Annotated in this window: 22 protein-coding genes; 9 read left to right on the plus strand and 13 right to left on the minus strand. The window is 60.5% G+C overall.

Going from position 1 to position 18,491, the window contains the following annotated elements:
• Window positions 1-41: 41 nt before the first annotated feature.
• Together KY465_RS08235 and KY465_RS08240 are read right to left on the minus strand one after the other, a co-directional pair.
• Window positions 42-740 (minus strand): sugar phosphate nucleotidyltransferase, encoded by a 699-nt coding sequence (locus KY465_RS08235; RefSeq protein ID WP_255561525.1) that lies wholly within the window; start codon window positions 738-740, stop codon window positions 42-44.
• Between the two features lie 48 nt (window positions 741-788).
• Complete coding sequence (locus KY465_RS08240; protein ID WP_219201195.1) at window positions 789-1,778, minus strand: GDP-mannose 4,6-dehydratase; 990 nt, start codon at window positions 1,776-1,778, stop codon at window positions 789-791.
• Between the two features lie 241 nt (window positions 1,779-2,019).
• Here KY465_RS08240 and KY465_RS08245 point away from each other — a divergent pair, with 241 nt between their 5' ends.
• From KY465_RS08245 to KY465_RS08255, 3 genes are read left to right on the plus strand one after another with little or no spacing between them, the layout of a single operon-like run.
• Complete coding sequence (locus KY465_RS08245; RefSeq protein WP_219201196.1) at window positions 2,020-2,763, plus strand: sulfotransferase; 744 nt, start codon at window positions 2,020-2,022, stop codon at window positions 2,761-2,763.
• 58 nt (window positions 2,764-2,821) lie between these two features.
• On the plus strand, window positions 2,822-3,733 hold the full coding sequence (locus tag KY465_RS08250; RefSeq protein WP_255561596.1) for an NAD-dependent epimerase/dehydratase family protein: 912 nt from the start codon (window positions 2,822-2,824) through the stop codon (window positions 3,731-3,733).
• Between the two features lie 17 nt (window positions 3,734-3,750).
• Window positions 3,751-5,103, plus strand: a complete 1,353-nt coding sequence (locus KY465_RS08255; protein ID WP_219201198.1) for a glycosyltransferase — start codon at window positions 3,751-3,753, stop codon at window positions 5,101-5,103.
• A 40-nt stretch (window positions 5,104-5,143) separates the two neighbouring features.
• Here KY465_RS08255 and KY465_RS08260 read toward each other — a convergent pair whose 3' ends face one another.
• The 3 genes from KY465_RS08260 to KY465_RS08270 form a co-directional block, all read right to left on the minus strand.
• Window positions 5,144-5,998 (minus strand): dTDP-4-dehydrorhamnose reductase family protein, encoded by an 855-nt coding sequence (locus KY465_RS08260; RefSeq protein WP_219201199.1) that lies wholly within the window; start codon window positions 5,996-5,998, stop codon window positions 5,144-5,146.
• Window positions 5,999-6,109: 111 nt separating this feature from the next.
• Window positions 6,110-7,891: a glycosyltransferase family 2 protein gene (locus KY465_RS08265; protein ID WP_219201200.1), complete on the minus strand. Its 1,782-nt coding sequence runs from the start codon at window positions 7,889-7,891 to the stop codon at window positions 6,110-6,112.
• 184 nt (window positions 7,892-8,075) lie between these two features.
• The gene (locus KY465_RS08270; protein WP_219201201.1) at window positions 8,076-8,666 is read right to left on the minus strand and encodes a TetR/AcrR family transcriptional regulator; all 591 of its coding nucleotides are present in this window, start codon (window positions 8,664-8,666) and stop codon (window positions 8,076-8,078) included.
• Between the two features lie 68 nt (window positions 8,667-8,734).
• Here KY465_RS08270 and KY465_RS08275 point away from each other — a divergent pair, with 68 nt between their 5' ends.
• The gene (locus KY465_RS08275) at window positions 8,735-9,163 is read left to right on the plus strand and encodes a VOC family protein (RefSeq protein ID WP_219201202.1); all 429 of its coding nucleotides are present in this window, start codon (window positions 8,735-8,737) and stop codon (window positions 9,161-9,163) included.
• A 130-nt stretch (window positions 9,164-9,293) separates the two neighbouring features.
• On the opposite strand, the gene KY465_RS08280 is transcribed toward KY465_RS08275, so the two are convergent.
• The 4 genes from KY465_RS08280 to KY465_RS08295 all read right to left on the minus strand — a co-directional run bounded on the left by KY465_RS08280 (window position 9,294) and on the right by KY465_RS08295 (window position 12,073).
• Window positions 9,294-9,887, minus strand: coding sequence for a DUF1989 domain-containing protein (locus tag KY465_RS08280; RefSeq protein ID WP_219201203.1), 594 nt, complete (start codon window positions 9,885-9,887; stop codon window positions 9,294-9,296).
• Between the two features lies 1 nt (window position 9,888).
• Window positions 9,889-10,557 carry a guanitoxin biosynthesis heme-dependent pre-guanitoxin N-hydroxylase GntA gene (gene gntA / locus KY465_RS08285; protein WP_219201204.1) on the minus strand — a complete coding sequence of 223 codons (669 nt, stop codon included), beginning with the start codon at window positions 10,555-10,557 and terminating at the stop codon, window positions 9,889-9,891.
• A gap of 146 nt (window positions 10,558-10,703) precedes the next feature.
• A complete protein-coding gene (locus tag KY465_RS08290) occupies window positions 10,704-11,726 on the minus strand; it encodes a cation efflux transmembrane domain-containing protein (RefSeq protein ID WP_219201205.1) in 1,023 nt (340 codons plus the stop codon).
• Window positions 11,723-12,073, minus strand: a complete 351-nt coding sequence (locus KY465_RS08295; RefSeq protein WP_219201206.1) for a hypothetical protein — start codon at window positions 12,071-12,073, stop codon at window positions 11,723-11,725. Before KY465_RS08295 ends, KY465_RS08290 begins: the two co-directional genes overlap by 4 nt.
• Before the next feature lie 235 nt (window positions 12,074-12,308).
• Here KY465_RS08295 and KY465_RS18655 point away from each other — a divergent pair, with 235 nt between their 5' ends.
• On the plus strand, window positions 12,309-12,779 hold the full coding sequence (locus KY465_RS18655; RefSeq protein WP_255561526.1) for a hypothetical protein: 471 nt from the start codon (window positions 12,309-12,311) through the stop codon (window positions 12,777-12,779).
• A 21-nt stretch (window positions 12,780-12,800) separates the two neighbouring features.
• Here the strand turns inward: KY465_RS18655 and KY465_RS08305 are convergent, their stop codons facing one another.
• Entirely contained in the window at window positions 12,801-13,934 is a 1,134-nt protein-coding gene (locus KY465_RS08305) for an AI-2E family transporter (protein ID WP_219201207.1), read from the minus strand.
• 196 nt (window positions 13,935-14,130) lie between these two features.
• Here KY465_RS08305 and KY465_RS08310 point away from each other — a divergent pair, with 196 nt between their 5' ends.
• Window positions 14,131-14,328 (plus strand): CsbD family protein, encoded by a 198-nt coding sequence (locus tag KY465_RS08310; RefSeq protein ID WP_219201208.1) that lies wholly within the window; start codon window positions 14,131-14,133, stop codon window positions 14,326-14,328.
• 270 nt (window positions 14,329-14,598) lie between these two features.
• Here the strand turns inward: KY465_RS08310 and KY465_RS08315 are convergent, their stop codons facing one another.
• The 3 genes from KY465_RS08315 to KY465_RS08325 all read right to left on the minus strand — a co-directional run bounded on the left by KY465_RS08315 (window position 14,599) and on the right by KY465_RS08325 (window position 16,725).
• Window positions 14,599-15,540 carry a PAS domain-containing sensor histidine kinase gene (locus KY465_RS08315; RefSeq protein WP_219201209.1) on the minus strand — a complete coding sequence of 314 codons (942 nt, stop codon included), beginning with the start codon at window positions 15,538-15,540 and terminating at the stop codon, window positions 14,599-14,601.
• A gap of 144 nt (window positions 15,541-15,684) precedes the next feature.
• Window positions 15,685-15,849, minus strand: coding sequence for a DUF1328 domain-containing protein (locus KY465_RS08320; RefSeq protein ID WP_219201210.1), 165 nt, complete (start codon window positions 15,847-15,849; stop codon window positions 15,685-15,687).
• An 81-nt stretch (window positions 15,850-15,930) separates the two neighbouring features.
• Window positions 15,931-16,725 carry a response regulator gene (locus KY465_RS08325; protein WP_219201731.1) on the minus strand — a complete coding sequence of 265 codons (795 nt, stop codon included), beginning with the start codon at window positions 16,723-16,725 and terminating at the stop codon, window positions 15,931-15,933.
• A 133-nt stretch (window positions 16,726-16,858) separates the two neighbouring features.
• Between KY465_RS08325 and KY465_RS08330 the strand changes: the two genes are divergently transcribed.
• From KY465_RS08330 to KY465_RS08340, 3 genes are all read left to right on the plus strand, one after another.
• Window positions 16,859-17,059 carry a NepR family anti-sigma factor gene (locus KY465_RS08330; RefSeq protein WP_219201732.1) on the plus strand — a complete coding sequence of 67 codons (201 nt, stop codon included), beginning with the start codon at window positions 16,859-16,861 and terminating at the stop codon, window positions 17,057-17,059.
• Window positions 17,046-17,603: an RNA polymerase sigma factor gene (locus KY465_RS08335; protein WP_428982989.1), complete on the plus strand. Its 558-nt coding sequence runs from the start codon at window positions 17,046-17,048 to the stop codon at window positions 17,601-17,603. Before KY465_RS08330 ends, KY465_RS08335 begins: the two co-directional genes overlap by 14 nt.
• A gap of 134 nt (window positions 17,604-17,737) precedes the next feature.
• Window positions 17,738-18,481, plus strand: a complete 744-nt coding sequence (locus KY465_RS08340) for a Crp/Fnr family transcriptional regulator (protein WP_219201212.1) — start codon at window positions 17,738-17,740, stop codon at window positions 18,479-18,481.
• Window positions 18,482-18,491: the final 10 nt, after the last annotated feature.

The raw sequence follows: 18,491 nt of genomic DNA on the forward strand, positions 1-18,491 counted from the left end.
GCAGCGGCGCACCCCTTCAAGCTTCGCGAACGGGCTCCCGGCTATGCGGACAAAAAGAGTTGCCGCCGCTCCTCGAACATCGACTGGGCGACGGCATAATCTTCCGGCCGGCCGATGTCGAGCCACTGGCAGTCCTGCTTGGTGCAGTGAACCTTCTTGCCGTCCGCCAATAGCGTGCGCAGGAGTTGCGGCATATCGAGATAGCGGCCCTCAACAAGATGCGGCGCCACGGCGTGGCTCTCGAGAACATAGAGCCCCATGCTGACGAGATGGCGATAGGACGGCTTCTCCCGATAGGCCATCAGGCGCATGTCTGCATCCGCCTCCACCAACCCGAAGTCGATCGGGAACTCGCGCTCGGCTACTGCGACTGATGCGGCGCCACCCTCGCGAACATGCTCTCTGACCATGGCCGCGACATCGAAACTGGTCAGGAGATCACCGTTGGTGACGATGAACCGCTCGCCGAGCTGGTCGAGCACCGAGGCGATCGGGCCGGCTGTGCCAAGCGGCTTGTCTTCCAGACTATAGGAAATCTTCAGCCCGAACTTTCGTCCGTCGCCGCAAAAGGCCCGGATCAGATGATGCAGATGGTTGACCGCCAACACCACCTCGTCGACCCCGGCCGCCTGCAGTTGCCGCAGCAAGAGTTCGATGACCGGCATGTCGCCAATCGGCACCAGCGGCTTGGGCAGCACAGCAGTATAGGGTCCGAGACGGGTTCCTTTCCCGCCTGCCATGACAACTGCCTTCATCGGCCAAACTCCCGGTCCCTCAAATCCATAACATCACACGCCGTATTCATCGCTGCGGTAAGATTCAATGTTTTCGCGCAGGTAATCGATCGTGGCGTTCAATCCATCGTCAAGGGACGTTGTCGGCTCCCAGCCGAGCCGCGCCTTTGCCCTGGAATTGTCGGAGATCAGCTTCTTGACTTCGCTGGCCGCCGGTCGGATGCGCGCGCTGTCCACGCGGATTGGCTTGTCGACACCCATCAGCGCAAGAATGCGTTCGGCGAACCAGCCAATACTGTGGGTCTCACCGCATCCGAGATTGCAGGTCTCGCCTTCGACCCCTTCAGCCAGGCCAGCGCGCAGAAAGCCGGCAGCAGTGTCGGTGACAAAGGTCATGTCGCGTTCTGGATCCAGAGCGCCAAGCATGATCGTGTCGCGGCTGAGCGCCTGGGAGATGATCGTCGGAATGAACGCACGGTTCGATTGCCGCGGACCATAGGTGTTGAAGGGACGCACGGTGGTGACCGGCACCCCGAAGGACCGATGATAGCTCTCGGCGATCTTGTCGGCGCCGATCTTCGAGGCTGAATAGGGCGACTGCCCCTGCAACGGGTGATCCTCATCAATCGGCGTGCGCAAAGCCGTTCCGTAAACCTCTGATGTCGAGGTGTGGACGACGCGGCTTGTGCCCAGCCGGCGGGCCGCCTCAAGCACGTTGAGCGTGCCCTCGACATTGGTTCGCACATAGCTGCGTGGCGCCAGATACGAATAGGGAATGGCGATCAACGCTGCGAGATGAAAGACGATGTCATGGCCGGCGACGGCCGACATGACGAAATCCGAATCATCGACGGTGCCGCTGACGATCTTGATTTCGGCTCGCATTTCAGGCGCCAGTTGGGCAAGCATGCCGCGATCGCCGCTCGAATTGTAGCGGACCATCGCGGTAACCGATGCCCCTTCACGGACAAGAGCTTCGGTCAGGTGGCTGCCGATAAAGCCGCCAGCTCCAGTGACGAGCACCTTTCTTCCTGCATAATTCACTTGAATTTGGCCCCCGCCTGCCGGTCACGACACCTACCACAGTGCAGCGATATCCAGAGTGTCTAATGTTCGATTCTACCGGCAGGGGCAACAGCGCATTGTTTCGTCGAGGTCACAGTGCAGAATATTCCGGTGCTTCATCCCAGTAAAATACGCGAAATCGTGAACTGGCGTTGCTGTCCTGCGAAGCCCAAGTGCGAGTATCTTGCACACTGGCTGGCAACCCGATATCAGCGCCGTCATGTTCTATCTGCAATGCACCGGCCGTTCCGGCTCGACCTTTCTGCGCGATCTGCTGAATTCTCACCCGTCCATCCGGATGAAGGGGGAATTCCTCAATCCCAATCCCAACGCCCGCAACACCTTGCACGACTTCTGGGCGCAACTGGTGCAGGACGATCGCGCGTGGATCGTGCCTGTTCGCCGCGCGGAAATGGTGTCTCGATTTTTCGAGGCTCAATGCTCGGATGGCGGCGATGTCGTGGGTTACGATCTCAAGCTGGAATACCTCGCCGGCGAACCGACACTGTTCAACCCGCTTTTCGCGCATGTCGATCGGGTGGTGCTTCTGAAACGTCGAAATCTGCTGCATCAACTGGTATCAAATGACACCATGCGAGCGCGGATTGCGTCCGGAGTGACTGCTGTCCACAGCTCGGAGACGCCGGCCCCCGTCAAGATTTCGCTTGATCCCGTTCATGCTGTTGCGAGGATGCGCGCAACATCGCGTCTGGTCTCGCAATACGAGGCGAAAGTGCGGGAGATCAAGCCAGTCTTCGAGATCTTCTATGAAGACCTGGCGCAGGCGAACCGGGCTGAACTGCTTGGCGAATTGCAGGCTTTTCTCGGCGTCGAACCCCGCCAACTCACGTCATCACTGAGCAAGCAGAACCCCTATCCTCTCGAGGAAACGATTGCCAATTTTCCGGCCGTGGCTGCGGCGCTCGCCGAAACTGAATTCGCCAGCTTTCTGGAGGGCAGATGATGCCCTTGGATGGCGCTGGGCGGCTTGCCAGCGCGCATAGGGCTTACCCTGCGGCATGATGAAAAGTGCAGCACCCGTGTTGGTTGTCGGCGCCGCCGGTTTCATCGGATCCCAAGTCTGTCAGGCGTTGCGGAGCCGCGGACTGCCTTTCTTCGGGATTTCCCGCGATGCGATCTTCACCCCGCAAAACCACGGCCTTTGCCGCACCCCTGGCGACCCACTGAAATTTGTGGGCAGCCGCAGGTGGAAAGCGGTCATATTTGTCGCTGGCTCGCCGTTGGCACATGATGCGCCGGACGCGACTGACGCGCAGGCCCGGTCCGTCGATCGCCTTCTGATGCAGCTTTCTCCGGACAGCCGGCCGGTTTTCGTCTATGCCAGTTCAGCCCTGGTTTATGGTCGCCGCAAGACGGTTCAGCCGCTGGCCGAAAGCGCCGCGCTGCAGCCCGGATCGCCCTATGCCGAAAGCAAGCTGATCTGTGAGGATCTGCTGTTGCAGGAGGAGAGCGGAAAAAACCGCGCTGCCGTCCGCATCGCGCGGCTGTTCAATGTGGCGGGCCGCGGTCAGCAGGTCGGGATCATTGCCGACCTAGCCGGGCAGGTGGCGGAGATGCGGCACGGCAATCGCGAGACATTCTTCCTGCGTTCGGATGGTTTTATCCTCGATCTGACCGACGTCAGGGACGTGGCCAACGGGCTGATCGATTTCGCCTGCGCCCCAAAGGCGCCAACGATCGTCAATCTCTGCTCGGGCCGGCCTTTGCACGCCGCCGATCTGGTCGAAGCCGCCCAAAGGGTGGCAGGGCGCCCGGCGCCATGCGAATTCGGCTCTCGCGGTGGTCCCGCTGAAGCTCTGATTGGAGATGGCAAACTGGCCGCAGATACGCTGGGTTGGCGCCCGCATTATACGGTCGACGAGACGCTGGACGACGCTGCCAGCAATCACCCGGCCGCCGGCTGCGTTCAATGAGCTCGGCTGGTGACGCAATGGCCAGCCAGCCGCGCAATGGTTCGGCCCCTTTGCAGGTTCTTCTGATCGATTTCGACCTGTTCTCGACAATCGGCGGCGGCCAGTCCTTCTATCGGAAGATCATCGAACGCTGCCCGGGCATAGAGTTCACCTATTTCAGCACCGGTGCCGACCTGATGCGCGCCGATCTACCCGCCAACGCCAGACCGTTGCGGCTCGCAGAACCGCGGGGGGTTGGGCGGTATCGCCGGCGTCTCGACACACGCGACATGGTCACGTGGCTGCAGATCCGCGCCTATGCAATTGCTGCCACCGTGGAAGGCCAGCATTACGATTGTGTCGAGATCCCCGCCTATGTCCCGATCGGGGCGCTGCTGGCGGAGACATTCCCGTTGTTTGGTGTCACTGCCGAGCGTTGGGTCGTCGCTCTTCTGGGCTGGTTGAGCGTGGGCATGGCCAACGGTTACGACGCAAAGGCGCTGGCGCCGGTCATCAGCGACGTTGCGACCCTGGAACACGACATGCTGGCGATGGCGGACGTAACCTATGCCATTTCCGACCTGTATGCCGACCACGAGCCGGGCGGCCGCCGTTCGATTGTCATCGACATGCATGACACCACCACATTGGGCCCCCTGCCCGCCCCCCGCAGCGCCGTCAAGGCGCGGCCTGACATCTGGTTCGTCGGACGCCTTGACCGCAACAAGGGGCCGGATCTGTTCGTAGATTTAATGGCCGATATCCCGCCCGCACTTTACGGCAGCTGCCTTGTGGCGGGACCTGACATGGTGAAGGAGAGCGGGGAATCCTGGTCGAGAACGCTGACGGCGCAGGCCGCTGGCAAAGGCCTGCAGTTGAGCTACGCGGGAACAATGACGGACGCAGAGCTGCAGGAGCGCGTGTTCGACGGTATCAACGTGGTGGTCGTGCCCTCGCGCACCGATACCTTCAACTATGTCGCGCTGGAGGCGGTCGAACGCGGCAACCCGCTTGTGGTATCGCGCCGGGCGGGCGTGCACGAATTCTTGAGCACGCATCATCCTGACCTGCCGGTGATTGCGCTCGATCCCGAAGACCTCGGACCCGCAGCCCAGGCACTGACAAGCTTCCTCGAGCATTTCCAAAGCCGCCATTCCGCCTATCGCGCCGCCCGCGCGGCGATGGACTGGCGCGCTCCCCGCTCCGACTTCATGCTGACAGTCTACCGCGCCGCGCCGGTGCCTAGCTCACGACGGCGACGCGGGTCAGCGGCATTCCTGCGCAAGCCGCGCTCGCGCGCCTCACACGTGGTGCATAGCCTCCGGCACGCTGCGCGCCGTGCTCCAGGATGGCTGGCGCGCCGTTGGCGCAAGATGCGCAGCAGGAGCTGACAGCGCAGGCCCATTTGGTCTCGGACTGCCGGGATGCTTCTTAACCGAACACCCTCATTGCCTCGATGAGATCTGGCCAGGCTGGGGGCACGTAGCCTGTTGCAATACTGAACCGGCTGGCGTCGAGCGACCGGTCGATGACGACGCCCGGGTCGGGCTTAATCGTCACCGGAGAGCCATAGGTGCGCTTGAACAGCTGCAACAGGTCGTGCTTGGCGATTGGTTGCCCGGCGACATGATAGAGGCCGCTGATGTCGGGTTTCGGCAGAACGTGATCCCGGATCAGCCGCGCGAGTTCCACGGTCGGCAAGCCGGAGAAAATGGCACGGGTGTAGCCCGACACTTCGCCGTTCTGTGCCAGAAACCACTGCAAGAGGCCATTGTTTCCCTCAAGTTCCGGGCCGATGATCGAAGTGCGCAGCGTCAGCGCTCCGCCCTCGGTGGTCTCCCCGAGCAACTTCGACAGGCCGTAGACATCTCGTGCCGTCGGCGCGTCCATTTCGCTGTAGGCGCCGCATGCGCCATCGAAGACGCAGTCCGTGCTGATATGGATAAACCGCGCGCCCCGCTCTTGGCAGACCCGGGCCATCTGGTGGGGAAACAGCGCATTAAGGGGAATGGCTGCGAGCGGATCGGCGCCGGTCGCCCGCTGCTTGATCAGGCCGATACAGTTGATCACCGCCTCGGGTTCCAGCTTGGCAATCAGCGCTGCAACGCCGCCGGGGTCGCCGGCATCGACTCCGGAGATCAGACGAGGTTGCAGCGCCTCAGGCAGACGCTCTGCAAGACGGGGGCTACGGCATGTTCCCCACACGTCGAGATGCTGCGCATCCGACAACAAGCGGAAAGCCACATGGCCCAACATGCCGGTTGCGCCCAGAACCAGAACCTTCATCGGCAATCCTCATTTCTTCGTCGCGTCTGCCGGCTTGTGTAGCCAACACGCTGCCCGACAGCAAATAGCGGTGGTGAGTGGCCGATTGAACTGCTGAGGTGCTTGCCCGGCCTATAATCTGTGGAGCATGCGGCGGCGGATGTACCATGCCCGCGCCCGGCGCCATGTCGTGGCTGGTCCCAGGCGCAGCAGGCTTGTGGTGCCGCGGCGCAGCAGCCGCCAGATGTCGGTGGCCGCCAACGGCAGCGCGAACGGCGATCTCCAGATCTTTTTGTGCTGCACGAGCGAAGATGCGCCACGGCGCAGATCGAGGCTCAGTGCCTCGGCGAGCTGGCTCAGTTCGGGCTTATGGCCCGCATGGGCCGGATGCTGGAGACAATGGGCGAGAATATTGGCGATGCCGGCGCGATAGCGTTGGGGATCGACGCTCGCCGATTGTCGCGACAGGCGGACGCGGGTCAATGCCGCGGGTATCGCGCCTAGTGCATGATGCGCGGCAATATCGATCCAGGCGACGCCATCCTCGCCGACCGTCAAAGCCTCGGGAAAGGGATGGTGCAGCGCAACGTCGCGGCGCAGCATGACCGTCGGGGTGGCGATCGGGCATGTCGCGATGATGGCCGGATAGACCTGCCCGGCGAAATAGCTCGTGTCGATCGTCTCGGCCGAGCCTTCCTCGCGGCTGACCTCATAGGATGTGTGGCTGAAGGCCAGATCCTCGCGCAGCATGTGGGCCAGTTGCAGCGACAGCTTGCCATCGCAGAAACGATCATCGGAATCGAGAAAGGCAACGTAGCTGCCGCGCGCCTGGCGAACGCCAAAATTGCGCGCTGATGCGGCGCCCATGGGCGCCTGGCGAAAGCAACGAAGGCGAGGGTCGCTTTCGGCGATGTCACGGAGGGGACCGACATCGTCGTCCGATCCATCATCAACGAGAAGCAGTTCGAGATTGCGATGATCCTGGGCGAGGACAGAGCGAACGGCTTCGATGGTCCAGTCGATGCGGTTCCGGAAGGGAATGATCACCGAAATCAAGGTGGACTGCAAAACCTTCCTCGCCGTGTCGCTGGCCAATGGCGCGACCGCGGCGTAGGGGGTGGCCGCAAGGAAGGCCGCCAGATGCATCAGATAGCGGTAATGCGTTCCTTCGGTCCGTTCCGCCTCAGCCGGAGAGACTTCGGTGACGAAGCGGCGCCAGAGTGCTTCCCCCTCCTCCACCGCGGTCGGGATGGTCTTGCTGCCCTGAGCCGGATGCACGCGCGACTGCACGAGTATCGCTGGATCGTAATGAACGGCGGCGCGCGGAAACATCCGCAACCACAGGTCATAATCCTGAGTGCAGGCCAGACTCTCGTCAAAAGGCCGGTCTGACGGGAAGCAGGTGCGCGGGATCAGCAATGTGCAGCCATGCACCGCACCGCGGCTGAGGGCGAAGAGAGGCTTTGATAGCTGCTCATGTGAAGCGGTCTCGTGGGGACAAACGAAACCCTTGGAGCGGTCGTTCTCATCGATCAGTTGATAGGGGCCGAACAGAATTGTCTGCCGATCTTCCAGGCTGCACAGGACGGAAACCTGGTGCGCCACCTTCGTCGGAAGGTAGAGATCATCATGGCTGAGCCAGGAGAAATATGAGCCTGACATGGCCGCGATGCCAGCATTCAGCGCCGAGCCGCAGCCGCCGTTTTCCTTCTCGATATAGGAAATCCGCGATCCGTATCGGCGGGCGATGGCGGCGGTGGCACCCTCATCGCTTGATCCGTCATTGACGACGATGATCTCGATGCGGGGATAAGTCTGGGCGAGGGCACTGTCGATGGCGCGCGCGAGATAATTGGCACCGTTGTAGACGGGGATGACAATCGACACGAGGGGTTCAAATTCGCCTGCTGGCATGCAGAGGCCCTAACGAGTGGCTAGCGATCGTTCGCAAGCGCCAGGTGCGGCGATGGAGATCTTGATGATTGCACGATTGCCGGTCGATACCACGAATCGGTGCCGGAAAAAACGGGCCGACGCCGCCATCGTAGCTGTGGCGTGCACAGCCGACGGCCCAGGTTTTCCGCTTTGCTATTCACGGCTACTTCAATGCGGCAAAGATCGCGTCGAGGATCCTGAGGTGATCCTCGGGATCGTCGCCCTCCGACACGGCGAGGGCCGCCCGGTCAAAGAGCGCCGAGAGCTGGACCGTCAGCGCCTCGAGGGGCAAGCGCTGGATGTGACCGGCGTCCATCGCTTCTGACAGTCCCGTTCGCAATGCGTCGGCCGAAGTCTCCCGATCAATCTGGCTCAACTCCGATTGCCCGAGAACAGCCGGTCCATCGAGCAGCATGATCCGAACACGTCCCTTGTCGGACATTGCCTTGAGATAACCGCGGCTGCCGTCGCGCAGGGCGTCGAGAGCTGATCCCGGCTGCTCCCCTACCGCGGTCGTAATCTCATCGGCGACGGCAGCGTATTCCTGCCGGACCACAGCGCGGAAAAGCGCCAGCTTGTCCTCGAAGTGATGATAGAGCGCGCCGCGTGTGACCCCCGCCGCCGTGACGATCTCAGGCGTCGAGGTTTCGGCATATCCCTTTTCGGAAAACAATCTCCTCGCAGCGCTTATCAGTGCCAAGCGGGTTGCTTCGGTGCGGGCTTTGTTGGAGCGACTCTCATTTTTCTGTTGCATGCATACAGCCTGTATGTATATTGAGCGGTGACATACAGACTGTATGTATCATAGGTAGGAGAAGCAAGATGAAATGCACGCAATTTTATCCGGTGATCCAGACCGGCGACGTCGCGGCGACGAAAGCCTTCTACGTCGACAATTTCCGTTTCAAGGTGAGTTTTGACGCAGACTGGTACTGCCATCTGCAATCGGGCGAAGATCCGAACGTCAACATCGCCATCCTCAAGGAGGATCATGAGACCATCCCCGAGCAAGGGCGCGGCGCGGTCGGCGGCCTGATCCTGAATTTCGAAGTCGAAGATGTCGATGCCGAGTATCAGCGTGCCCAGGCTGCGGATCTGCCCATTCTGAAGTCGCTGAGAGACGAAGAGTTCGGCCAACGGCACTTCATCACCCGCGATCCGAACGGCGTGCTGATCGATGTCATCAAGCCCATTCCGCCGGCGGGCGAGTTTGTCGAGCAGTATGCGCCCGAGGCTTTGCCGGCCGGGTGAATTGAGTAACGTTGCGGGAGGCGCCGCCGCGGCCGGCCCTCACCTCCTGCGTTCGCCCTGCGCCATCGATGCGTTTGCCAGTTGGCCAACGCAGGATGAACCGTCATCGACGCAGCAGCGCCATGACACATCAGGCACCAGCTTCGCTGACCTGATACTCGATCGGCTTATAGCGAAAATTGTTGGACTGTCCGGCCGAACAGGCGGTCAGGGCGATGATGAGGTCCATCTCGGCGCGGAAGACGGTTTTCTGCCCGGGCTTGCTCTTTGGCGGCAGAACGGCGATCTCGCCGGTGTCGCCATCGACAGAAACATGCATGAAAATGTTAAACGCTGTGGGGATGTCGTCCGGGCCGATGCCATAGGGCGCCAGAGCCTTTTCCAGATTGCCCTGGCAGCCATGATGGGGATCGCTGTCCCCATAGATGATGCGAAAGGTGTCATGTGAGCAGGGCGTCAGGGTGAAATCGTGCCGCCCAACCTCGTCCTCGACAATGGTCAGCATCGGGCGCGAGCGGTTGGAATACAGAATGTCATTTGTGCTCAGAAAAAGACGCGAGGCATAGTCGATCGATCGGCCGGAAGACAGGTGCTCGCGCCGGTCGGCCAGATTGTAGGCCAGCATGTCCGACACCTGTTCGCCTTCGGGGTCGATGACACTCAGCAATTGACCGCTCTTGAGCTCGAACGCCGTACCGCTGCGCGGTGGGATGCGCGTGGTCATGTCAGGCGATTTCCTTTTGGGCGAAGGGGCATCTCCAGTCCGAGTCAACCACGCGGCCGCTGTACTGTCGCGCCTCCGAGGCGCGCCCATGATCGCTCAGCATCGGGTTGACGCTGCCGGCCAGGGCAGCGTCGCGTTGCCGGATGATCGACTTCATCTTGTCGTAGCGCCCATCGGCGCGCAGCTTTTCAAACTGCAGATGGGAATTGAACACCAGGGCCGGTTTGTGAAAGCGGCGGGCGGGGCGCGAGGCATGCGGATGCAGACCAATGACGAAGAAAGGCTCACCGCCGACGCTCAGCGAAAAATGCGGTGAGGCCGGGTCCCGGTCGACGGCGTCATGCCACGGCTGGCCAGTCACCACGTCAAGATTATGCAGGCACTGCAACCGGTTCCACAGCGCCTTCTCGAAAGCCTCTTCATCGAGAGTCTCGGGCCCCTCGAAGATAACCACAAAGGAGCGCACTATCGGGCTCTGGGGATCCAGTTCGCGCGAAAAGGCCGCAAGGGCGCGGTGAATGTCGACATCATCGGCCGGACTGTCGATGTCGGAGGCAGTGAACATGCTCAGCGCATCACGCGCCAAAGCGGATTTTGCGCCGACACAGGGGAAATCCGAATTCTCGATAAAACTCTGAAAAGATTTGGTTATGTCTTTGCTGGCAGTCATTCTCGATCTCCTGCGGCGGTGGTCGCCGGCCTGACCAGAACAACGTGTTTGACGCTGACGAGGTTCCGGTCGCGGCGGAAAATTCAGGGCTCGTGCGTCCGGTTCCGCAATACGGATCCCTGCGGCCTGTGGCCGGTCTTTCCGGTTTACTTTTCAGGGCCGTCGCCAAGAGGCGGTGATGGGTTATGTGGCGTTCGCCTGGACGTCGAAGGATCGGCCTCGCTTTCGGCCAGCGGCCTGCGGTCCTCCGCTTCGAGACTGCCCGCCAATGTGACAACGCGCCAGGCGTGTGGGCCGAAAAGACGCTCCGCCTCGGCCGGGTCGGGGCGAAGGGCCGTGTCGGAGCCGAGGACCACATGCAGGTAGCGCCCCGCTTCGCGTATTTTTACCTCGACTGCGCCAGCCGGCAGATGGCGATCCTCCGCAATGCGCTGGTTCAGCTGATCGACGACCTGCTGGTTGGCATTGTTGTCAAGCTGTCGCGGGGCGCCATCGAGGAGTTCTGCGACCGAGGTGCGCAGACTCTTGAGCCCGTCCTTGAGAATATCAAAACCGATCAGACCCGCGGCGACTGCGTCGGCCCACCACAGTCCAAAGGCGATGCCGGTCAATCCAAGAATGCCGGCAAGCCCGGTCTTCCAGTCGGCAGCATTCATCTGGGCGTCGGCGTGCAGGACCTTGTCCTGCAGCGGTCGGGCGAGCTTGGCTTTCCTGCGCCCCAGCACCACAGGCGGAACGACCGAGTAAACGAGGGCCGCCATCATCAGCCATCCCATCCAGACCTGTGTGCCGAACAGCTGCATCGAGCCGATCGTCGGGTGTTCCTGCCGCAACAAGACAGAGGCGGCGTCATAAACCAGATAACCGCCCATCACGGACAAGGCCGCGGCCGCCAGGGCAAAGGCCAGAGTCCCGGCCCGATGCAGAACGTATGGATATTTCCGGTTCGGCGGGACGCGTTCAATTCGCGCGGTGACGAGGAACAGAATGGGAGGAATGAGGCTGAGCATGTCCTCGATCCAGGCTGATTTCATCGCCTGACTGTTGCCCATGACCAGATAGATGAGGACTACGATGCTGACCATCCAGATCAGCGTCCACCATTCTAGACGGCGGGCGCGCCGCAGCTTTTCTTCCAGATCCTGTGGCAGCGGCGGATAATTGCTCATAGCTGCGCCTTTTTCGTGAGATCGCGGATGGCGCGATTGATTTCGAGCAGAAAGCGGTTCTCCCCCTTGCGGATCAGCATGACGCGTTCGATGCGATCGGAGCCGAGCGTGACATGGCCGATCGGATTGGTGGTGCCGGCGTGCTTCTTAAACACGGTGTCCACCGAAATATCGCCCAGCAGCAACTGAATCTCGCCTTGCCGCAATTGCTCGACCAGGTGGTGCGGATCGCCGCGGTGGTATTCGATGCGCGCTTGCAGTACAGCGGCGACCTGCTCGGCTGCCGTGCGATCGGTTGTGTCCAGGGGGTCTGCCAGCACACCGACTTTCAGAAGGTTGCCGCGCACCGCCTGTGTCGTGCCTTCGCTATCGCGTGGAAGGTCACATGCTAGCAGAAGCAAAGGCAGGAGCGCGATCAGGCACCAGCGGGCCATGCGGATCTCCTTGGCGGCAATTGCATCACACAGGTTTCAAGGCTGCAACGCCGGGCATCGCGCTTCGTTCCGAGCGTTGCCGGCAACTTTCGCCGGCATGCGGCGTTTTGCAGAACGATCCCCGAAGCATCGACAGAAGGAGAGGATCATGAGCATTGCCTCCGACACGGCCAACCCAAGGCCCGGTCCCCTCGGCAGTCCGGCACCGGAATCCACTGCCGCTCAACACGAGGTGGGCGAACTGACTGACGTGCCGAAATCAGCAGATGCCGGCGCCACACATGCAGGGACGACCAGCGGCGCCCCGAACGACCACGCCGCCTCAGGCACCCAGCCATTGCGCATCTTTCATCTTGTGCCGATCGCCGCGCCGGATGATCCGAATTGGGATAACGCTGCAAATCACGGCACGGTCAGCGTCTGTGCCCACTCTCCGGCCGATGCCCGCATCGTCGCCGCGGAGGCCGAGACGGATTTTCTCGACATCAGCGCCAAGCCCGGTGATGGCACGACCACTGATTTCGCCAGCGCGTTCCGCAATGACAAGCTGTACACGGTTCAAGAAGCCGAGGAGGCGGATGCCGAGCCCTCTCAACGCGGGCTTATCCGGCGGGACTGAGACGCCGCGCCCGATCCGGCCTTAGCGCCTCAATTTGAACGATCGTTTTGGTTTGGGCGCTGCGCCTTCCACTCCGGATAAGGGCATGAGCGGCAGGATGTGATTGATCGTCACGGCGACCACCAGCAGCAAGGGGACGGCGACGAAGCCGCCAATGGGCCCCCACATCCACAGCCAGTAGATAACCGTGAGAAAAACGATGAACGGTGAGATGGTCAGCTGTCGCCCCAACACGCTGGGCGTGATGAATTGGGCTTCAACAAAGTTGAGGAGCAGATAGGTCAGCATCGGGTAAAACATTGCGGGCATTGTCGAATAGGTCGCCAACCCGACGGCCAGCAGGATCAACGCCATCAATGCGGGTCCGATATAGATAATGTAATTCAGGCTCGCGGCGAGCAGTCCCCACAAGAACGGCGAGGGCACTCCGAGGGCAAACATCGCCATCGAAACAAGTACTCCCAAGCCCACATTGATGATGGTGATGGAGATGAGATAGCGCGACACCAGGGTCTCTGCGTCGCGAAATATATGGGCCATGCGCCAGCGCAGCCGACGCGTCATGCACAGCCGCAGGACAGCGGCGCGGATGGCGTGCCGGGAAGACAGATAGAAATAGAGACTGGCGAGAAATATCAGCACTCCACCGATGATTCCGGGCGCAAGAAAGGCAATTTCCGCCGCCGCATTCGTGTCATCGACGGTCACCTCCATTTTCGTTTCGGCACCAGTTAGGTCCTTGAGCTGCGCCCCGAGTGAACTGACCGAATCCATGACGCCCTGCCAGTCGGCAATGATGCTCTGGACCCGCTGCCAGATCAGCGGCAGGCGATTGACCCAATCGCTCAGAGGAACGGCAAAGCCCGTGATGAAGAACATCAGCAAGATGAGGAAGGTCAGGACCACGACGGCCGCAGAAAGCGGAGGCGGCAGGCCTAGTCGCTCCAGCCGATCAGCAAACGGCCCGAACATCAGGCCGACCACGAGAGCCAGAGCCACAGGCGACAGGACCGCCTCGCCGAAATACAGAAGTGCATTCAGACCGAGCAGGCCGAGCAGAATCAGGGAAATGGTTGCGGTCTGACTGAGGATCTTGTCCAGACCCGTTTTCGGGGGCAGGCGCACGATCGGTGGCCGCAATCTCTCGTAGCGCATGCAGGTAATCCTTTGCGAGGCAAACGCGGGCGGATCGGTTTGGTTCCTGCCACCAGGTGCCGCGGTCAGGCCAGGGCTGTTGCGCAACTGACAGCTAAGTGATGCGGAACTCTCCCCGCTCAAACGCGTTCAACCACCGGCCCTCCCGAACCGCTGGGCTAGTGCATCAAACGACGCAAAATCTAAGGAGACGATCATGAACTGGGACCGCATCGAAGGCAATTGGGAGCAATTCAAGGGCAATGTCAGGCAGCAGTGGGGCAAGCTCACCGATGACGACATGGACAACATCCAGGGCAAGCGCCAGGAACTCTCCGGAAAGATCCAGGAGCGCTACGGCAAATCGAAGGATGAAGCCGATCGCGAAATCGATGATTGGGTGGCCCGCCACTAATCAATTTTTTTTTGGAACCTTCCGCAGACACGTGCATTTAACTCTCAACTGCCGAGACCCCGTCCCCCACCCCGCGGCAGTTGCTTCCAGCCCACCCCGCTGGAAATGGCCCGGCCTTGGTCCCCCCAACCATCGCCGGGCCCTTATTTTTTCAGCACCCGTATTCACACGCAGCCTAACCTTCATGCGCCGCATCTCAAAAGCGGGGCGGAAGCAATCGTGAACTCGAGGGGGATTGTGCCCCGTGGGAGCGGCGATCGGCACGTGCACCTAATAATCTGCGACGCGGAATTCCAACTGGTAGGAAACGAAGTGCGGCTCGATGTCGTAGTCGGCATCTCCCTCAAGCGCTGAGGGCACAACTCGCTCGAGCACAGTGCTGCCGAACTGTTTGCGACTGGCGACGTCGGTCTCTTCCTTTGCAAGAGGCGTTTTTGCCAAACCGGTCCGCTCCTCCCAACTTATGACATAGCGGCCATCCTCCAAGCGCTTGCAGTCGAGCGCGAGGGTGCCAGCCTTGTTTGAAAGTGCGCCGAACGCGACCGAATTGGTGATCAGCTCATGCAGCGCCAAGCCGACATGCGTCGCGCCATTGGGCGACAGCAGGACATCCTCGCCAGTGATCGACACCCGGCGATCTCCCTTTTCGATGTAGCGCATGAACTGGTGCTGGGCGAGACTCTTGAACTGAGCGCCGCGCCAATTTGATTCGGTTACCAGATCTTGAGCCGAAGACAGCGCTGCCAAGCGACCGCGGAATTTGGTGAGGAAGAAGTCCAGCCCCTCGCTGGTCCGCGCCGTCTGGGCCGCAATGCTCTGGACGATCGCGAGAAGATTTTTCGATCGGTGGCTGACCTCGCGCAACAGAGCCTTGAGGGCGTCTTCGCGCTTGCGCTCCGGCGTCAGGTCGACAAATGTGATGAGAATGGCAGGCGCCAGACCGTCGGCCTCGTAGCGCTCAATGGTGCATTCGCAGGCGCAATATTGCGAATTGGTGGTGCGCACCAGTTCGACGACCGAGCGCTTGCCGGTGGCAAGGACCTGCCGCTGTCCCTCCTGCATCAGCTTCAGCCAGTCGTCCGCAAACAGACTTTCGTCGCTCGCCTCGCTCAGGTCGATGGACGGAAAATACTCAGGCAGACCGGAGGCATACAGATAGCTTCCGTCCTCGGCCTTCACGACAACCCCCACCTGGGCATTGTTGAGGGCCATGAACAATAACGGCGCAACCGCCCCCCGGGTCTGGCTCGACAGCCTGGCTGGCATGGAATCCCTTTACAGGTCTACTGTTCAAACTGCAGCTTGGCAGGCGGCTCAAAGCGAACCGCCTGCCGTTTTAGCGAGGGGCGCTCGGGCTCAAGCGCGACGGAAGATGTTTGCCACCAGAGAGATGACCAGCAAGGCCAGAAACACGAAAAAGAGGATCTGCGCTATGCCGGCTGAAGCACCGGCAATCCCTCCAAAGCCCAACACGCCTGCGATGATAGCGACCACAAGAAAAACAAGGGCATAATACAACATTTGAACTCTCCCTGCCTGTTGATGAGAGACAAACGGCCTTGGCACCCAATGGTTCCGCTCACGCCGCTGTGCAAGTGTCCCTTACGCCGCCTCCGCGTCCGAGCGCTCGAAAAACAGCGCCTGCGAAATCAGCGCCTTGACCATCTCCGGGTTGAAGGGTTTGGTCACGAGGAACGCTGGCTCCGGGCGGTCGCCCGTGAGAAGCCGCTCAGGAAAGGCCGTGATGAAAATCACCGGAACATCGGCGGTCTTGAGAATGTCGTTGACCGCGTCGATGCCCGAGCTGCCATCAGCGAGCTGAATGTCAGCCAGGACCATTTTCGGCTTGGTTGTTTCGAACAGTTTCAACGCTTCGGAATGCGTACGGGCAATTCCGGTCACTTTGTGCCCGAGCGACTGCACCATGTCCTCGATATCCATGGCAATCAGCGGTTCATCCTCAATGATGAGAATGTCCGTGGCCACCTGGTCGGAAATCTCGCGAGAGGCTTCATTGAGCAGATCCGCTGTTTCCTGCATCGTGGTGTCAAGAATCTCGCACACCTGCTCTTCACTGAATCCTTCGACGGCGACCAGCAGAAAAGCCTGACGCGGGCGGGGCGCAAGATGCATCAGATTCTGCGCGGCGCGCTTTTCCCAAGCGTAGGGAGAAACCGCTTCTCCGACGTCGATGGTGATGGAACCAAACAAAGCGACGAAAAGTTTATACAATGACAAGCGATCGTTAGAGGCGTCAGGAAAGATGGAGATATCTGCGATCAAGGCCTCAAGGACGGCGGCAACGTATGCGTCACCGGATGTTTGGGACCCCGTTACCGACCGTGCAAAACGACGGAGGTAGGGAATATGAGGCGCAATGCGCGCGGCTATTGACATCAATTGACTCCTTGATGGTGGCATATGGTTGTCCAAGGTGATAACCAATCAGGCGAAAAAAAGCTCCATTGATCGGGAACTTTTTTTTGCCAGACGCATTTCGTCGTGAATGGATGACCAAAGAGTGAGCAATATGCCGCATGAGCATGCCGGGAAAAGCAAGGAACGCCTTAACGGGCAGAATGACCCGAATCGGATAATCAGCAAGAAGCTCAAGGAGCTGTATTCTGCGGTCGAGGAAGAAGGTATCCCCGACCGTTTTTTGAGCTTGCTGGAAAAGCTTGATGCCGCCGAAAAGAACGGCGCGCCTGCTGCGAAACATGCCGATGAGTGAAGCATCAGATCCGTTCAAACGCGAATTGTTGTCGGTCTTACCCAACCTTCGCGCTTTCGCCGTGTCGCTGTGCGGCAATTCCGATCGCGCCGACGATCTGGTTCAGGACGCGATCTTGAAAGCATGGGGAGCCCAGGATCGCTTCGAGATGGGCACCAACATCAAGGCTTGGGTGTTTACCATTCTTCGCAACGAGTTTTACAGCCAGGCCCGCAAGAAGGGCCGCGAGGTGCAGGACAGCGACGGCCTGTTTACCGAGCGGATGGCTGTGCATCCCGGTCAGTACGGCTCGCTCGACCTGAAAGACTTCGCCAAGGCATTGACCCAGCTCCCCGAGGACCAGCGCGAGGCGCTACTGCTCGTCGGCGCCTCCGGGTTTGCCTATGAGGAAGTGGCCGAAATCTGCGGCTGTCGCGTCGGAACGATCAAGAGCCGCGTCAGCCGGGCACGCTCCCGCCTTTTGGAGATCATGCAAATCGACGGTGAAATGGATTTCGGTCCTGATAAATCGTCCGCGTCTTCGACCCTGCGCTCTTTCGTCTGATTGCAGGGTCCGGATCCGTTTTCTAAAAACTGGCCGCCTGTTCGCGGGCGGTTCAGCATATTTTTATGGGAAGCCACGCAATACCCCGCTATGAAGGAGGCTGAGGTGTCGCCGGGTCATGGCGGGGAGATGACATGGAAAAAAGCCTGCCAACAACCAAATGCCGGGCCTGTCCGCTGCGGCATTCGGAATATTTCCGCGATTTCAATCCAGATCAACTGGCTTTCATGAGCGACTTCAAATCCGGCGAGCTGAATGTCGCGGCCGGAACAAGTATTCTCACCGAAGGCTTCCGCAACGCCAACCTCTTCACGATCCAGTCGGGGTGGGCGTTTCGCTCCAAGACCTTGCCCGACGGGCGACGGCAGATCATGAACTTCATGGTGCCCGGAGATCTGCTCGGCCTGCAGGGCAGCATGTTCGATGAAATGCAGCACACTGTGGAAGCGCTTTCCGCCGTCCGCCTCTGCGTCTTCGAGCGGCGCCGGCTGGCGGAAATCTACACGCAGCATCCGACGCTGGCTTTCGATATCACATGGCTGGCGGCTCAGGAGGAACGAATCCTCGATGAGAATCTTTTAAGTGTCGGGCGCCGCTCAGCGCTCGAGCGGGCCGCCTATCTTCTGGCCTTTTTGTATCAGCGCGGCAAGAACGCGGGAATGGTCGGAGATGGCCGGATGACGATGCCGATCACCCAACAGCACGTGGCCGATACGCTCGGCCTTTCGATCGTGCATACCAATAAGACACTCCGCAAGCTCGCGGACCGGAAGCTGGTTCGCTGGGGCGAGCGTGGTTACGAAATTCTCGATGAGGCACGGCTGATGGAGCTTTCGGGATGGGAAGGTCTACCGGAGATCGAACGTCCATTTCTTTAAGCGCCAATGA

This window comes from Neohoeflea coraliihabitans (assembly GCF_019334345.1).
GTDB classification, from domain to species: Bacteria; Pseudomonadota; Alphaproteobacteria; order Rhizobiales; family Rhizobiaceae; genus Pseudohoeflea; species Pseudohoeflea coraliihabitans.

Bases quoted from the DNA above. Each gene is read 5' to 3' on its own strand.
- KY465_RS08235 (WP_255561525.1), bottom strand. From the start codon at position 740: ATGGCAGGCGGGAAAGGAACCCGTCTCGGACCCTATACTGCTGTGCTG.
- KY465_RS08245 (WP_219201196.1), top strand. From the start codon at position 2,020: ATGTTCTATCTGCAATGCACCGGCCGTTCCGGCTCGACCTTTCTGCGC.
- KY465_RS08250 (WP_255561596.1), top strand. From the start codon at position 2,822: ATGAAAAGTGCAGCACCCGTGTTGGTTGTCGGCGCCGCCGGTTTCATC.
- KY465_RS08255 (WP_219201198.1), top strand. From the start codon at position 3,751: ATGGCCAGCCAGCCGCGCAATGGTTCGGCCCCTTTGCAGGTTCTTCTG.
- KY465_RS08260 (WP_219201199.1), bottom strand. From the start codon at position 5,998: ATGAAGGTTCTGGTTCTGGGCGCAACCGGCATGTTGGGCCATGTGGCT.
- KY465_RS08265 (WP_219201200.1), bottom strand. From the start codon at position 7,891: ATGCCAGCAGGCGAATTTGAACCCCTCGTGTCGATTGTCATCCCCGTC.
- KY465_RS08270 (WP_219201201.1), bottom strand. From the start codon at position 8,666: ATGCAACAGAAAAATGAGAGTCGCTCCAACAAAGCCCGCACCGAAGCA.
- KY465_RS08275 (WP_219201202.1), top strand. From the start codon at position 8,735: ATGAAATGCACGCAATTTTATCCGGTGATCCAGACCGGCGACGTCGCG.
- KY465_RS08280 (WP_219201203.1), bottom strand. From the start codon at position 9,887: ATGACCACGCGCATCCCACCGCGCAGCGGTACGGCGTTCGAGCTCAAG.
- gntA (WP_219201204.1), bottom strand. From the start codon at position 10,557: ATGACTGCCAGCAAAGACATAACCAAATCTTTTCAGAGTTTTATCGAG.
- KY465_RS08290 (WP_219201205.1), bottom strand. From the start codon at position 11,726: ATGAGCAATTATCCGCCGCTGCCACAGGATCTGGAAGAAAAGCTGCGG.
- KY465_RS18655 (WP_255561526.1), top strand. From the start codon at position 12,309: ATGAGCATTGCCTCCGACACGGCCAACCCAAGGCCCGGTCCCCTCGGC.
- KY465_RS08305 (WP_219201207.1), bottom strand. From the start codon at position 13,934: ATGCGCTACGAGAGATTGCGGCCACCGATCGTGCGCCTGCCCCCGAAA.
- KY465_RS08310 (WP_219201208.1), top strand. From the start codon at position 14,131: ATGAACTGGGACCGCATCGAAGGCAATTGGGAGCAATTCAAGGGCAAT.
- KY465_RS08315 (WP_219201209.1), bottom strand. From the start codon at position 15,540: ATGGCCCTCAACAATGCCCAGGTGGGGGTTGTCGTGAAGGCCGAGGAC.
- KY465_RS08320 (WP_219201210.1), bottom strand. From the start codon at position 15,849: ATGTTGTATTATGCCCTTGTTTTTCTTGTGGTCGCTATCATCGCAGGC.
- KY465_RS08325 (WP_219201731.1), bottom strand. From the start codon at position 16,725: ATGTCAATAGCCGCGCGCATTGCGCCTCATATTCCCTACCTCCGTCGT.
- KY465_RS08330 (WP_219201732.1), top strand. From the start codon at position 16,859: ATGCCGCATGAGCATGCCGGGAAAAGCAAGGAACGCCTTAACGGGCAG.
- KY465_RS08335 (WP_428982989.1), top strand. From the start codon at position 17,046: ATGCCGATGAGTGAAGCATCAGATCCGTTCAAACGCGAATTGTTGTCG.
- KY465_RS08340 (WP_219201212.1), top strand. From the start codon at position 17,738: ATGGAAAAAAGCCTGCCAACAACCAAATGCCGGGCCTGTCCGCTGCGG.